This window comes from Desulfocurvus sp. DL1XJH-121, assembly GCF_054819825.1.
Map to the genome: position 1 here is coordinate 56,652 of NZ_JBTVWW010000006.1, position 14,055 is coordinate 70,706.

Sequence of the window (14,055 nt, forward strand, 5' to 3'; positions counted from 1 at the left end):
CCCAGGGACGGCCGTCCGCCCGGCGGCCGTCCATCACCAAAAACGGCCCCGCCTTCCTGCGTGGAAGGGCGGGGCCGTCCTCGTCGCTTGCGGCGTTGCCGGTTCAGAGCTCCGGTTCGCCCTCAAAGGCCTCCAGCAGCTTCAGGGTCAGCTTCAGGAAGTCGGCCTCGGTGATGATGCCCATCAGGCCCTCGTCGCCCACCACGGGCAGGCAGCCGTACTTGTGGTTCAGCAGCAACTCGGCCGCGCTGCGCAGGTCCGAGTCCGGGGCCACGGTCTTCACGTCCGTGCGCATGATCTCGGCGATGGGGATGCCGGATTCGATCTCGTCGCGCGTGCTGCGGTCCACCTCCGCGAACTGCGAGAGGGTGGCGTTCAGGATGTCCCGGTGCGTGACCAGGCCCTTGAACTCCATGTTCTCGCCCACGATGGGGATGTGGCGGATGCGGGCCAGGGACATCATGGATCGAGCCGTCTTGAGGGTGTCGGACGTACGCAGGGTGAAGACTTCCTGCGTCATCAGGTCTGTTACCTTGAGCATGCGAGGGCTCCTTGTTGTAGTTACATAAGATTCCCGCATCCCCGGCGGGCTGTCAAGGGGCCGGGACCGCGCGCTTTGTTGACTTGGGCACTGAAATCTGATGGAACCCCTTCACGCGCGCGTCCGCGCGGGACATCGCTATGGAGGAGGGCGGCCGTTGAGGGTGGATCCCAGGCGCAGCAGGGAGAGGATGGTGCGCGAGCAGATCGAGGCCAGGGGGCTGACGAACCCGGCCGTGCTCGCCGCCATGCGGCGCATCCCGCGGCATGATTTCGTGGACGAGGCCCTGCACGCCCAGGCCTATGCGGACAACCCCGTGCCCATCGGCCACCGCCAGACCATTTCCCAGCCGTACATCGTGGCCCTCATGAGTCACCTCCTGGAGGTGGAGCCCGGCATGCGGGTCCTGGAGATCGGCACGGGCTCCGGCTACCAGGCCGCCGTGCTGGCCGAGATGGGCGCGCAGGTCTTTACCGTGGAGCGCATCCGGGAGTTGCACCTGGCCGCGCGCAGGCGCATGACCCGCATGCGCTATTCGGCGGTGCGCTGCAAGCTGGACGACGGCACCCTGGGCTGGCCCGAGCAGGCCCCCTTCGACCGCATCATCGTCACGGCCGGAGGCCCCGAGGTCCCGCCGCCCCTGGTGGACCAGCTGGGCGACCCGGGGCTGATGCTCATCCCCGTGGGCGGTTCGCGCCAGAACCAGGACCTGGTCATGGTGCGCAAACAGAACGGGGCCGTGACCCGGGAGAAGAAGGGCGGCGTGCTTTTCGTGGACCTCGTAGGCCGCCACGGCTTCTAGCGCAGGCCGCCCCAAAGCAGCGATCTGCTGCGTTGCTGCGAAAAATCCAGACCCTCGCGTATTGGGATACGCGTCGGGCCTGAATTTTTCTTGCGCCTTGCATCTCACTACTTTGGAACGGCCTGCGCAAACCGATGTTTTTAATGATTTGCCAGGCTCGAAGACCGGAAGGAACCCGCGCCGGAGGATTTTCCGCACATGACCTATAAGCAAGCCTGGATGGCCGGCCCCGGGCCGCGCACCTGGCCCCAGGCCCTGCTCCTGGCGGCCAAGGGCTTCTGCATGGGCGGCGCGGATATCATCCCCGGCGTCTCCGGCGGCACCATGGCCTTCATCACCGGCATCTACGAGGACCTCCTCCTGGCCGTGCGCTCGGTGAACGTCCGGTTCCTCCTGGCCCTGGCCCGGCTGGACTTCAGCGCGGCCCTGGCCGAGGCGCATTTCCGCTTCCTGGTCCCGCTCCTGGCGGGCATCGGCCTGGCTCTGGTGTCCATGGCCGGGCTGATGCACTGGCTGCTCACGAACCATCCCGTGCCCGTGTGGTCCCTGTTCCTGGGGCTGGTGGGGGCCTCGGTGCTGGTGGTGGGCCGCGAGGTGCGGCGCTGGAACGCGGGCGCGGTCCTGGCCCTGGGGGCCGGGGCCGTGGCGGCCTGGTGCATCGTGGGGCTCATCCCCGTGACCACCCCCGAGGACCCGTGGTTCTTGTTCCTCTGCGGGGGCATCGCCATCTGCGCCATGATCCTGCCGGGCATCAGCGGCTCGTTCCTGTTGCTCATCCTGGGCAAGTACGAGTTCGTCACCGCGGCCCTGCGCAACCCGCTGGACGCGGGCAACCTGGCCGTGCTGGCCGTGTTCGCCACGGGCTGCCTGGTGGGCATCGCGGGGTTCTCGCGGCTGTTGTCCTGGCTTTTGGCCCGGCACCACGGGCTCACCGTGGCCCTGCTCACGGGCTTCATGCTCGGAGCCATGCGCAAGATCTGGCCTTTCAAGGAAACCTTGCAGACCGTGGTCATCCGGGGCAAGGTCCATGTGCTGGCCGAAAAGAACGTCTTGCCCGCCTCCCTGGACGGCGAGGCGCTCCTGGCCCTGGGCCTGGCCCTGGCCGGGGTCCTCGTGGTGCTGGGGCTGGAATGGGCGGCGCGTCGCGGCCGGGCGTGAGTTTTTTCGTCCCGGGGCTTTTGCCTGGCCCGGGGAAGCAGTAAGGTGAACTGGACATCCCGGGACCGGGCGGGCATTCCCCGCCCTGGAAATGACCCAACCATAGCAAGCATGAGGACCGCAATATGAGTTCCTGCAAGACCTGCTCTTCAACTTCCTGTTCGTCCGCCTCCGGGGCCCAGGGCGCCGCCGAGGGCAAGAGCGCCAAGCTGCTCATCCAGGACGAGTTGATCAACTCCACCCTGGGACGCATCAAGTACAAGCTGTTCGTCATGAGCGGCAAGGGCGGGGTGGGCAAGAGCTCCGTGTCCGTGAACATCGCCGCGGCCCTGTCCGCCCAGGGCTACAAGGTGGGCATCATGGACGTGGACATCCACGGCCCCAGCGTGCCCCGGCTCCTGGGCCTGTCCGGCGGCGGCCTGGACTCGGATCGCGGCAGCCTGCTCAAGCCCAAGGACTACAGCGAGAACCTCTGCGCCGTGTCCATGGACTCCCTGCTCAAGGATACGGACCAGGCCGTGATGTGGCGGGGGCCCATGAAGACCTCGGCCATCCGCCAGTTCATCTCCGACGTGAACTGGGGCCCTCTGGACTTCCTGGTTATTGACTCTCCCCCCGGAACGGGCGATGAACATATGACGGTCTTGAAGACCATCCCCGACGCCCTGTGCGTCGTGGTCACCACGCCCCAGGAGATATCCCTGGCCGACGTGCGCAAGGCGGTGAATTTCCTGCAGTACGCCAAGGCCAACATCCTGGGCGTGGTGGAGAACATGAGCGGCCTGGTCTGCCCCCACTGCCACGAGGAGATCGATCTCTTCAAGAAGGGCGGAGGCAAGGATCTGGCCGAGAAGTACGGGCTGCCGTTCCTGGGGGCCATCCCCCTGGATCCCGCCACCGTGGTGGCGGCGGACCTGGGCAAGCCGGTGGTCTTCCTGGACGCCGACTCCCCGGCCAAGGCGGCCATGCAGGAATTGGCGAAGACCATCGCCCGGGCGGCCGAGGGCAGCCTGGAGGCGGTGTCCTCGTCGCACGTCTAGCCCCGGGCGGTGTTTCGGGGAGGGCGGGGTACATGCCGCGTACCATGTCAGCATATCTGGCCGGGCTGGCCCTGGCGGCCGGCCTGGTCCTTGTTCCCGGGCCGCCCGCCTGTGCGGACATGTATTTCTACCGCGACGAGAACGGGGCCATGCATTTCACCAACCGCCCCTCGTCCACGGCGTATCGCGTGTTCGCGGTGTTCAGGAACTTCCCCGGGGCCAAGCGCGAGGACATCCTGCGCGTTGTGCGCAGCCGTTCCCGGGCCCACGGGGTGGACCACCGCCTGGTGCAGGCCGTGATCCAGGTGGAGTCGGACTTCAAGCCCGGGGCCGTGTCCGACAAGGGCGCCCAGGGGCTCATGCAGCTGATGCCCGACACGGGCAGGCAGATGGGCATGCAGAAGCCCTTCGACCTGGAGCAGAACATCGAGGCGGGAGTGCGCTACCTGAAGATGCAGCTCGACCGCTTCGGCAGCAACGCCCTGGCCCTGGCCGCGTACAACGCGGGCCCCGGGGCCGTCGAACGCTACGGCGGCATCCCCCCATACAAGGAAACCCAGGATTACGTGCGCAAGGTCCTTTCTCTTTACCGCAAACTCACAGGCGGCGTCTGACTCATGCTCGACAAGCTCAATCTGGCCAACAAGCTGACCCTGGGGCGCGTCCTGGCCGTGCCCGTCATCGTGATCCTGCTCCACTTCCCGGGCAGGGTCACCTGCCTGGCCGCGCTCCTCTTGTTCATGGCCGCGTCCTTCACGGACATGGTGGACGGCATCGTGGCCCGGCGCTACGCCCAGGTCACCAACTTCGGCAAGTTCCTGGATCCCCTGGCGGACAAGATCCTGGTGGGGTCCGTGCTGATCATGCTCGCGGCCAACGCCTGGGTGCCCGCCTGGATTGTGGTGGTCATCGTGGCCCGGGAGATCACGGTCACGGGCCTGCGCGCCGTGGCCGTGGAGCAGGGGGTGGTCATCGCCGCGGACAGGCTGGGCAAGCTGAAGACCGTGGTCCAGTCCCTGGCCCTGTGCCCCCTGACCCTGCACTATGACTGGTGGGGCTTCGATCCCAACGGGGTGGGCCTGCTGCTGCTCTACGCGGCCCTGGTCCTGACCGTTTTTTCGGGGGCAAATTACCTGTACACTTTTTATCGAAATTGGGTATACGGAAAGCAGTCCGAATAGTTAGCGGTTCCGCCGCGCTCGGGGCCGCCCAGTCCAGTCAGAACATCGCAAAGGGGGGGAACAATGGCACAGATAGATGCCTTCTTCAAAATGATGAACGATATGGGGGCCTCGGATCTGCACCTGTCCGCCGGCAACCAGCCCATCATCCGCCTGCACGGCGACCTTGAGCGCGTCAAGTACAAGGTCCTGGCGCACGACGAACTCAAGAAACTGCTCTACGAGATATCGCCCGAAGCCAAGATCAAGGAGTTCGAGGAAACCGGGGACGTGGACTTCGCCTACGAGGTTCCCGGCCTGGCCCGCTACAGGGTGAACTTCTTCAACCAGGCCCGGGGCGTGGCCGCGGTGTTCCGCGAAATCCCCTCGGAGATCCTCACCGTGGAGCAGCTCAGCCTGCCCCCGCTCCTGAAGAGCCTGGCCCTGTTGCCCAAGGGCCTGGTGCTGGTCACGGGCCCCACGGGTTCCGGTAAATCCACCACCCTGGCCGCCATCATCGACTACGCCAACAAGAACCGCAAGCAGCACGTCCTGACCATCGAGGACCCCATAGAATTCGTGCACAAGCCCCAGCAGTGCCTCATCAACCAGAGGGAGCTCGGCCGCGACACCAAGAGCTTCGCCGCGGCCATACGCGGGGCCCTGCGCGAGGACCCGGACATCATCCTGGTGGGCGAAATGCGCGACCTGGAGACCATCCAGCTGGCCATCGAGGCCGCCGAGACCGGCCACCTCGTGTTCTCCACCCTGCACACCATTTCCGCGGCCAAGACCGTGGACCGCATCATCGAGGTCTTCCCCGGGGACCTGCAGGAGCAGATCCGCGCGGGCCTTTCCGAGTCCCTGCGCGCCGTGGTTTCCCAGACCCTGTTCAAGCGCGTGGACAAGAAGGGGCGCTGCGCGGCCCTGGAGATCCTGGTGGGCATCCCCGCGGTGCGCAACCTGATCCGCGAGAACAAGACCTTCCAGATCAACTCCGTGATGGAGACCGGGAAGAAGTACGGGATGCAGACCCTCGACGACGAGATTCTGCGCCTGCTCAACCAGCGCTGGATCGATCCCAACGAGGCCTACGAGAAGGCCCTGGACAAGGCCAAGTTCAAGCAGTTCCTGACCAAGGCGCCCGAGGACTTCACGGACGCGTAGACAAGAGGGGGGAGACCATGCAGCGAGCACAGCTCGATCATATCATCGGTCAGGTCCTGGACTTCGCGCCTTCCACCTCGGACATCTTCTTCGTGGCGGGCAAGCCGCTGCAGGCGGAGGTCCACGGGGTGCTCACGGACGTGGAGCTGAACCCGGTCCTGGGGCCGCTCAAACCTTTCCAGACCGAGGCCTGCGCCCTGTGCATGATGGGCGGCAACACCCGGCTCTACCAGGACATGGTGGATCACGGGTCATGCGATCTGTCATACGAACTGTTCGGCAGGGCCCGGTTCAGGGTCAACGTCTTCAGCCAGCGCGGGTCCGTGTCCATCATCCTCCGGCAGCTGTCCATGGACGTGCCGCGGGCGGACAAGCTGGGCCTGCCCTCGGTGTTCGAGGAGATGGCCCACGAGAAGTTCGGGCTGATCCTGGTCACGGGCGCCACGGGCTCGGGCAAGTCCACGTCCCTGGCCGCGCTCATCAATTCCATCAACGAGCAGTACCCCGTGCACATCCTGACCCTGGAGGACCCGGTGGAGTACGTGCACCCGCACAAGCGGGGCACCGTGAACCAGCGGGAGATGGGCCAGGACTTCGATTCCTTCGCCTCGGGCCTGCGCGCGGCGCTCCGCCAGGCGCCCAAGGTCATCCTGGTGGGCGAAATCCGCGACCACGAGACCATCGAGATCGCCCTGCAGGCCGCCGAGACCGGCCACCTGGTGCTGGGCACCCTGCACACGGCGGACACGGGCCAGACCGTGAACCGCATCATCGGCATGTTCGACCCCAGCGAGGAGCCGCTGATCCGCCAGCGCCTGGCCGAGAGCCTGAAGTTCGTGGTCTCCCAGCGCCTGCCCCAGAAGGCGGGCGGCGGCCGGGTGGCGGCCTTCGAGATCCTGCGCAACAACCTGCGCATCAAGGACATCATCCAGAACGGCGAGTCCGGCGAGAAGACCTTCTACAACGTGGTGGAGCAGGGCGATGCCTACGGCATGATGACCTTCGACCAGTGCCTGGGCGGCCTGTTCACCGAGGGCAAGATCACCGAGGAGACGGCCATGCTCTACGCCTCGGACAAGTCCAATCTCATGCAGCGCCTGGACAAGATCAAGACCGAGCGCGGCGAGAAGGTCACGGACATCGGCGATCTGACCCTGGATGACCAATACGGCAATGGCGATCAATAAGCCATTGAAATAAATCCTTTTAAGCAGGCAGTTCAAAAATGGTGATATGCAAAGCGCAAGGAAAATTCAAGACCGACGCGTACTCCCCGTACGCGAGGGTTTGAATTTTACGCAGCAACGAAGCAGATCGCCGTTTTTCAACGGCCTGCCGGGGGGAGGCGATGCAGTTCAAAAGTCCCTACAACGGCAAGGAATTTTCCATACCCGACGAGAAACTGCCCGACGCGCCGCGCTTCGCCATGAAGTGCCCGTTCACGGGCAAGAAGATGGTCTTCGAGCGCGGGGAGCAGGGTTTTTCCGTGACCGCGGCCGAGACCGTGGCCCCGGGCCCGGCGCCCCGGCCCGCGCCTCCCGAGCCCGTCAAGCCGGCCCTGAACCTGCCCCAGGTGGAGCCCGAGGTCTTCGCGCCCGGCTCCAAGGTGGCCTTCCTGTTCCTGGCGGACGGGGCCTGGGCCGAGGGGGCCAGGAGCTTCTTCGCGGGCAAGGGCTATGAGGTCAGCGGCGCGTCCGACGAGTTGGAGGCCATCGCCAAGCTGCGCCTGGGCGAGTACCACGTGCTCGTGGCCCAGGACGGCGAGGGCGCGGCCAACCTCCTGGACGAGGTCGCCGGGTGGCCCGGGGGCAAGCGCCGCAGTGTGAACTTCTTGCTGGTGGGCGGCGATGCCCCGAGCAACGACCAGCAGGCCGCTTTCGTCAAGGGCGTGAATGCTTATCTGGCCTTGGCTGACGGGCCTCGGGCCGGGGACTTGCTGGAAGGCGCCCTTAGGGGTTATGATCTGTATTACCAATTGATGAACATGGCCGCCAATCGCGAGCAGGGATAACGCAAAGGGGCATATGGATTCCATGACATCGGTCCTCCAGTCGCGGCTCATGAACTGCCTGGAGACCATCATCGAGCTGGAGCGCCATCTGGAGCGCCTGGAACTCGGGCATGTGCTGTTGTCCGAGTTCAACCAGCTTCGGGATTTCATGGACAGGATCGATCAGGTCGCAGTCAACGAAGAGGACGTGCGCCGCATCGAGGCGGCCACGTCCCATTTTTTGGAAGAGTTGAAGGGTCCGCTGGGGCAGCAGGCCCAGGGGCCCGATTCGGACAAGGTCGTGCAATAGGCCATGGCCGCAAGACGTATCTTCCTCGTATTTCTGGTTGTTCTGAATCTGATTCTCGGCTATCGCCTGTTGGTGGGCGATGAGGGATGGTTCGGCTACCTGAAGCTCAGGCGTGAGCATGAAGTCATGCGCCAGCGCCTGGACGAGGCCCGGGAACGGGCCAGGGAGCTGTCCGCCGAGATACGCCGCCTGAAGTCCGACCCGGCCTACCTCGAGGATGTCATCCGCCGGCGGATGAATTACGTGGGGCCGGGCGAGACGTTATATGTTTTCCCTCCGGACGAGGAGGGCCAGGCCGCACCCAACAGCGCGGGAGCCCAGGGGCATGAAAACGAAAATTAAGTGGTTCAAGGAAGTCCTGGAACTGGAGCCCGGCTCCAAGGTCTTTTTCCCGCTGGCCCGCCTGTATTACGAAGACGGCCTGCTGGACGAGGCCGAGGAGACCCTGCTGCAGGGCCTGGAACGCAACGCGGACCATTTGGAGGCCCGTTTCCTGCTGGTGGAGATCCTCGAGCGCCAGAACGAAGACCTGCGCGCCGCCGAGGAGGTCCAGGCCATCGCCCGGGTGCTGTCGCGCTATCCGTCCTTCTGGCAGAAGTGGGCCCAGAACTCCGCGGGCGCGTCCAGGGACTCGGCCATGGCCCTGTCCTTCCTGGCCGCCGGTTTCCAGGGGCAGCCCATCTCCTGGTCCCAGGTCATCGAAAAGGGCCTCGACGTGCTCGTGCCACAGGGGGGCGGCGCTTCCACGGCCACCGCGCCCGCCGCGTTCGCGCCCGCGTCCGACGACGGGGCCAACCTGCGCACCCGCACCATGGCGGACCTTTTGGCCGAGCAGGGCGACCACCAGGGGGCCCTGGATATTTACGAAGAACTGGCCGCTGGTTGCGCGCCGGGCGAGGAGGGCGACCTGCCCGATCACATCGCCCTGATGCGCGAGAAACTCGGCCAGGACGGGGACGAGGACGACCTGGGCGAGACCGTGACCCGCTTCTTGGACGGGCTGGCACCGTCCCGGGCCCTGGAGGACGATTCCCTGGCGCCCCCGGACTACGAGGAACTGGCCGAACTGGAGGCCGCCCCGGACTTCGACGCCGTGGCCCCGGAGGCCGAGCCCCACGAGGCCCTGGACGACCTCGACACTCTGGACGCCCTGGGCGAGCCCGCTCCCGAGGGCCCGCAGCGCGGCATGCCCGGCAAGGACCAGTTGTTGCAGACCCTGGAGGCCCTGGCCGACCGCCTGGAGGCCCGCTCGGCGGTGTAGCGCCCCGTGTTCCGCGCCCTGGCGGGGAAGATTGGCCTTGAACAAACCCGCGATATCTGACACACCACCGGAAACGATGTGCGCGCGCTCCGCGCGGCGTCGAATCCAGCATGAGAGGAACCGAATTGCGTAGGACCGCCCTAGCCTTGTGCGCGTTGTTGGCGTCCTGCCTGTTGCTTTCCGGTTGCGAGAGCATGGGCAAGACCTGGGATTCCACCTGGACCTCGACCAAGGAATACTACAAGGAATACATCAACCCCGAGCCCGTCGTGGACCTCGCGGGGGTGGATTATTCCAGCAACGAGGAAAAGCTGGCGGACCTTTTCGCCCCCGTGGACAGGCCCATGGGCGCCCTGGCCACCTACCTGAACAGCACCGACGTTTTCCCGGGCGAGAAGTGGCAGGACGAGCTGTTCAAGCGCTTCCCCTGGCTCAACGGCTGCGAGGTCAGCACCCTGGCGGGCGAGGTGGTCATGCGCCGCCCCGAGACCACCCTGAAGCCCCTGAACCTGGCCCCGTTCCAGGAGATCGGCCAGGAGATGGCGGACCGCAAGCTGCGCTGCCATCTGGACATGACGCCCATGGGGCCCGAGGTCTATCTGGCCACGGCCATGTTCAAGGGCAACGACATGGTAGGCTTCATCAGCGTGCATTTCGACCCCCGCAGCCTGATCAAGGCCGCGGGCGAGCCCGCAGACCTGATGGTCCTGACCCCCGAGGCCGTGATCTGGCCCGGGCAGGTCGCGGACCGGGACATCCTGGGCGAGCCCTGGAACGAGCTCCTGGCCGACGAAGTGCAGGGCTACCTGGACCGGGGCGGCAAGACCTATTTCTGGATGACCCGCTACCTGGGCGAGAAGCAGTTCGTGTACCTCACCGAGGCCGTGCCCGAGAGGGAGGACGATTCCTTCCTCTGGTTTTTCTAGGCCGACCGGATCGCATTTTCCGGCCGGGCGCGGTTCGCCGCGCCCGGCCGTTTTCTTTGCCCCGGGGCGCATTGCCTTGGCCGACAAGCTGATTTATGTTCGGGTCTTGCCCGGGGCGGCCGCCCGCCGCCCGCAACAGGATACATAAGGAGCGTTCATGCGCCAGGTTACCGTGACCGAACACCTGCTCTTGCACCAGAAACAGTCCCCCATGGCCACGGGGCAGTTCACCCGTCTGCTGTCGGAGCTTATCCTCTCGGCCAAGCTCATTTCCCGCGAGGTCACCAAGGCCGGGCTGGTGGACGTCTTGGGCTTCACCGGCGAGACCAACGTGCAGGGCGAAAAGGTCCGCAAGCTCGACGAATTCGCCAACAACGTCCTCATTCACCGCCTGCGCCGCTCGGGCGTCCTGTGCGCCATGGCCAGCGAGGAGAACGGGGACCTGATCCAGGTCTCCGAGGAGTTCCCCAAGGGCGACTACATCCTGATCTTCGACCCCCTGGACGGGTCCTCCAATATCGACGTCAACGTGTCCATCGGCACCATCTTCTCCATCTACCGCCGCCCCATGAAGAAATCCGGCGAGAGCCCGAGCCTGGACGAGGTGCTCCAGTGCTGCGACAAGCAGGTGGCCGCCGGTTATTTCATCTACGGCTCGTCCACCATGATGGTCTTCACCACCGGCCAGGGCGTGCACGGCTTCACCCTGGACCCCAGCGTGGGCGAGTTCCTGCTCTCGCACCCGGACATGAAGATCCCGGAGCAGGGGCGCATCTATTCCGTGAACGAGGCCTACTGGAACCTCTGGGACGACGCCACGCGCGAGGCCGTGGCCCATTTCCGGCGCACGGAGACGCCCAGCGGAAAGCCCTATTCCTCGCGCTACATCGGCTCCCTGGTGGCGGACTTCCACCGCAACCTGCTCTACGGCGGCATCTTCATGTACCCGGCCAAGACCAACCCGGTCACGGGCAAGCGCTCCGGCAAGCTGCGCCTGACCTGCGAGGCCGCGCCCATGTCCATGATCGTGGAGCAGGCCGGGGGCATGGCCACGGACGGGGTGAACCGCATCCTGGACTACACGCCCACGGAGCTGCACCAGCGCGTGCCCCTGTACATCGGCTCCAGGAACGACGTGCAGGCCGTGAAGGACATCATGACCCGGAAGGAGACCAGTGACGCTCTGCCTGGGAGTTGAGACCAGCTGCGACGAGACCGCCCTGGCCCTGGTGGAGGACGGCCGCCTGCTGGCCGAGCGCATGGCCACCCAGGTGGACGCCCACGCCCTGTTCGGCGGGGTGGTGCCCGAGTTGGCCGGGCGCGAGCACCTGCGCGTGCTCGGGGTCCTGAGCAAGGACCTGTTCCGGGTCGCCGGGCGCGGGCCCTCGGAGCTGGACGCCGTGGCCGTGGCGCGCGGGCCCGGGCTCTTGGGCTGCCTGCTGGTGGGCATGAGCTTCGCCAAGGGCATGGCCCTGGCCACGGGGGCGACCCTGGTGGGCGTGAACCACCTCTGGGCCCACCTCCTGGCCCCGGCGCTCACCGGGGAGCTGGAATTTCCGGCCCTGGGCCTGTTGGTCTCCGGCGGCCATACCCAGACCTATCTCATGCTCTCGCCCCGGGACATGCGGCCCCTGGGCCGGACCCTGGACGACGCGGCGGGCGAGGCCTTCGACAAGGCCGCCAAGACCCTGAACCTGCCGTATCCCGGCGGGCGCTTCATCGACGAGCTGGCCCGGCTGGGCCAGCCGGACAAGACGCTCTTCCCGCGCCCCTACGTGAACAACGACAATCTCGACTTCAGCTTCAGCGGCGTCAAGACCGCCATGGTCAACGCCGTGGCCGAGCGGCCGCATCTGCGCCTGCCGCGCATGGTCTCGGATTTCGCGACCCTCAAGAGCCTCCTGGAGGAGAACGGCCGCCTGGAGGAGACGGCGCTGGTCTGCGCGTCCTACAACTGGTGCATCGCCGACGCCCTGCGCATCAAGGTGGAGCGCGCCCTGGACTCCGTGGCCGGGGAGGGCGTCCTGTCCCTGGTGGTGGCCGGGGGCGTGGCCGCCAACTCCATGGTCCGCGAGACCATGAGCGCCCTGGCCCGGCGCAGGGGGCTGGCCCCGGTGCTGCCGGAGCTGTCACTGTGCACGGACAACGGGGCCATGATCGCCCTGGCGGGCCTGCGTCTGGTGGAGGCCGGCCTCTGCCATGGCCTGGACCTGGAGGCCGTGCCCCGGGGCAGGAAAATCCCCTGGGATTATCGGCGGCTGGACGGGGCCAAACCGGGATACGAAGGCATTTGAAGCTTGACAGGCCCATAGCCAATACTTAGTGTCGGAGTCTGAATCCAACATCGGGTTTCGGCTTGTAACGGGAGGCCGGGAGGACCGGGCCCCCTTTACCGCCACTGCGATTCATTCATAACGCCCAAGGAGAATAGACATGGCTTTGCAGGTCACAGACAGCAGTTTCGAGACGGAAGTTCTTCAGTCCGACGTGCCGGTGCTTGTGGATTTCTGGGCGCCCTGGTGCGGTCCCTGCCGGGCCATGGGTCCTGTCGTGGACGAGCTGGCCACCGAGTTCTCCGGGCAGATCAGGGTGGTCAAGATGAACGTGGACGAGAACCAGTCCACTCCGAGCAAGTACGGCATCCGGGCCATCCCGACCCTGATCCTGTTCAAGGGCGGCGAGGTCCTGGAACAGGTCACCGGCGCCGTGTCCAAGAGCAGCATCAAGGAAATGATCAGTTCCAAGCTCTAGGGCGGCGGCGCGCCACAACGCTTTGCAGAGGCGGCCCGGGTTGGCCCGTGGCCGCCTTTTTCCGTTTTCTTCGCCTGTGGCGTCTTGGTGCTTGACCCGGGCGACCCGCTTTTTGTACGTATCCGTCAGCCGCCGTGCGTCGGCTTCGGCCGCAGGGGATATCCGCCCCGGCGTCCGAAACATCATCATCCGGAAGGGACTATGAGAAAAATTCTTGGACTGGTTTGCCTTGTGGGAATGCTCGTCGTGCTCCCGGGCTGCGGAATCATCGACTACTACTTCCTTCCCGCGCCCGAGGACACCGCCCAGGAGCTGTTCGAGGCGGGCATGAACGCCATGCAGGAGAAATCCTACGACAACGCGGCCGAGTACTTCCAGAGCCTCAAGGACCGCTATCCGTTCAGCCCCTACACCACCAAGGCGGAACTGTCCCTGGCCGACGCCCGTTTCCTGGGCGAGGAGTACCAGCTGGCCGCCGACGCCTACACGGAATTCGAGGCCCTGCATCCCCGGCACGAGATGATCGAATACGTGCTCTACCAGATCGGGCTTTCCAACTACAAGCTGTCCCAGGGCATCGACCGCCCCCAGACCAACGTGGACATGGCCATCGAGTATTTCCGCCGCTTGGTGGGCGCCTTCCCGGAAAGCAAATACGTGCCCCAGGCCGAGATCTACCTCAAGGACTGCCGGCGGCTGCTGGCCGAGCACGAGGTCTTCATCGCGGACTTCTACTGGCGGGCCGAGGAATACGGCCCGGCCTGGGAGCGCTACAACTTCATCAAGGACAACTTCCAGGACATGCCCGAGATAGCGGCCTACGCGGAGAAGCGGGCCAAGATATCCTGGCTGCGCCACCAGGAGCAGTCCTCCGAGGCCGAGCGCGAGCGCATCCAGGGCAGCTGGAAGCAATGGTTCGACTGGCTGTAGGCCGGATGTTTCGGGCGGC

At 65.7% G+C, this 14,055-nt stretch carries 17 protein-coding genes; 16 read left to right on the top strand and 1 reads right to left on the bottom strand.

Annotated elements, in window-relative coordinates:
• Window positions 1-103: 103 nt before the first annotated feature.
• The gene (locus ACYYG1_RS05900) at window positions 104-541 is read right to left on the bottom strand and encodes a CBS domain-containing protein (protein WP_461209362.1); all 438 of its coding nucleotides are present in this window, start codon (window positions 539-541) and stop codon (window positions 104-106) included.
• A gap of 157 nt (window positions 542-698) precedes the next feature.
• Between ACYYG1_RS05900 and ACYYG1_RS05905 the strand changes: the two genes are divergently transcribed.
• The 16 genes from ACYYG1_RS05905 to ACYYG1_RS05980 all read left to right on the top strand — a co-directional run bounded on the left by ACYYG1_RS05905 (window position 699) and on the right by ACYYG1_RS05980 (window position 14,036).
• Window positions 699-1,343: a protein-L-isoaspartate(D-aspartate) O-methyltransferase gene (locus tag ACYYG1_RS05905; protein WP_461209363.1), complete on the top strand. Its 645-nt coding sequence runs from the start codon at window positions 699-701 to the stop codon at window positions 1,341-1,343.
• A 198-nt stretch (window positions 1,344-1,541) separates the two neighbouring features.
• Complete coding sequence (locus tag ACYYG1_RS05910) at window positions 1,542-2,501, top strand: DUF368 domain-containing protein (RefSeq protein ID WP_461209364.1); 960 nt, start codon at window positions 1,542-1,544, stop codon at window positions 2,499-2,501.
• Between the two features lie 125 nt (window positions 2,502-2,626).
• A complete protein-coding gene (locus ACYYG1_RS05915) occupies window positions 2,627-3,541 on the top strand; it encodes a P-loop NTPase (RefSeq protein WP_461209365.1) in 915 nt (304 codons plus the stop codon).
• Window positions 3,542-3,573: 32 nt separating this feature from the next.
• On the top strand, window positions 3,574-4,155 hold the full coding sequence (locus tag ACYYG1_RS05920) for a lytic transglycosylase domain-containing protein (protein WP_461209366.1): 582 nt from the start codon (window positions 3,574-3,576) through the stop codon (window positions 4,153-4,155).
• Window positions 4,156-4,158: 3 nt separating this feature from the next.
• On the top strand, window positions 4,159-4,722 hold the full coding sequence (pgsA, locus tag ACYYG1_RS05925) for a CDP-diacylglycerol--glycerol-3-phosphate 3-phosphatidyltransferase (protein WP_461209367.1): 564 nt from the start codon (window positions 4,159-4,161) through the stop codon (window positions 4,720-4,722).
• 63 nt (window positions 4,723-4,785) lie between these two features.
• Window positions 4,786-5,868: a type IV pilus twitching motility protein PilT gene (locus ACYYG1_RS05930; protein WP_461209368.1), complete on the top strand. Its 1,083-nt coding sequence runs from the start codon at window positions 4,786-4,788 to the stop codon at window positions 5,866-5,868.
• 17 nt (window positions 5,869-5,885) lie between these two features.
• Complete coding sequence (locus ACYYG1_RS05935; RefSeq protein WP_461209369.1) at window positions 5,886-7,055, top strand: type IV pilus twitching motility protein PilT; 1,170 nt, start codon at window positions 5,886-5,888, stop codon at window positions 7,053-7,055.
• Between the two features lie 161 nt (window positions 7,056-7,216).
• On the top strand, window positions 7,217-7,879 hold the full coding sequence (locus ACYYG1_RS05940) for a hypothetical protein (protein WP_461209370.1): 663 nt from the start codon (window positions 7,217-7,219) through the stop codon (window positions 7,877-7,879).
• A 22-nt stretch (window positions 7,880-7,901) separates the two neighbouring features.
• Window positions 7,902-8,168, top strand: coding sequence for a hypothetical protein (locus ACYYG1_RS05945; protein WP_461209371.1), 267 nt, complete (start codon window positions 7,902-7,904; stop codon window positions 8,166-8,168).
• Between the two features lie 3 nt (window positions 8,169-8,171).
• On the top strand, window positions 8,172-8,510 hold the full coding sequence (locus ACYYG1_RS05950; RefSeq protein ID WP_461209372.1) for an FtsB family cell division protein: 339 nt from the start codon (window positions 8,172-8,174) through the stop codon (window positions 8,508-8,510).
• The gene (locus tag ACYYG1_RS05955) at window positions 8,494-9,429 is read left to right on the top strand and encodes a tetratricopeptide repeat protein (RefSeq protein WP_461209373.1); all 936 of its coding nucleotides are present in this window, start codon (window positions 8,494-8,496) and stop codon (window positions 9,427-9,429) included. The genes ACYYG1_RS05950 and ACYYG1_RS05955 overlap by 17 nt, the downstream gene beginning before the upstream one ends.
• A gap of 125 nt (window positions 9,430-9,554) precedes the next feature.
• The gene (locus ACYYG1_RS05960) at window positions 9,555-10,355 is read left to right on the top strand and encodes a hypothetical protein (RefSeq protein ID WP_461209374.1); all 801 of its coding nucleotides are present in this window, start codon (window positions 9,555-9,557) and stop codon (window positions 10,353-10,355) included.
• 157 nt (window positions 10,356-10,512) lie between these two features.
• Complete coding sequence (gene fbp, locus ACYYG1_RS05965; RefSeq protein ID WP_461209375.1) at window positions 10,513-11,553, top strand: class 1 fructose-bisphosphatase; 1,041 nt, start codon at window positions 10,513-10,515, stop codon at window positions 11,551-11,553.
• Complete coding sequence (tsaD, locus tag ACYYG1_RS05970) at window positions 11,531-12,649, top strand: tRNA (adenosine(37)-N6)-threonylcarbamoyltransferase complex transferase subunit TsaD (RefSeq protein ID WP_461209376.1); 1,119 nt, start codon at window positions 11,531-11,533, stop codon at window positions 12,647-12,649. Before fbp ends, tsaD begins: the two co-directional genes overlap by 23 nt.
• Window positions 12,650-12,788: 139 nt before the next feature.
• Entirely contained in the window at window positions 12,789-13,106 is a 318-nt protein-coding gene (trxA, locus tag ACYYG1_RS05975) for a thioredoxin (protein WP_461209377.1), read from the top strand.
• A gap of 201 nt (window positions 13,107-13,307) precedes the next feature.
• Window positions 13,308-14,036, top strand: a complete 729-nt coding sequence (locus ACYYG1_RS05980) for an outer membrane protein assembly factor BamD (protein WP_461209378.1) — start codon at window positions 13,308-13,310, stop codon at window positions 14,034-14,036.
• Window positions 14,037-14,055: the final 19 nt, after the last annotated feature.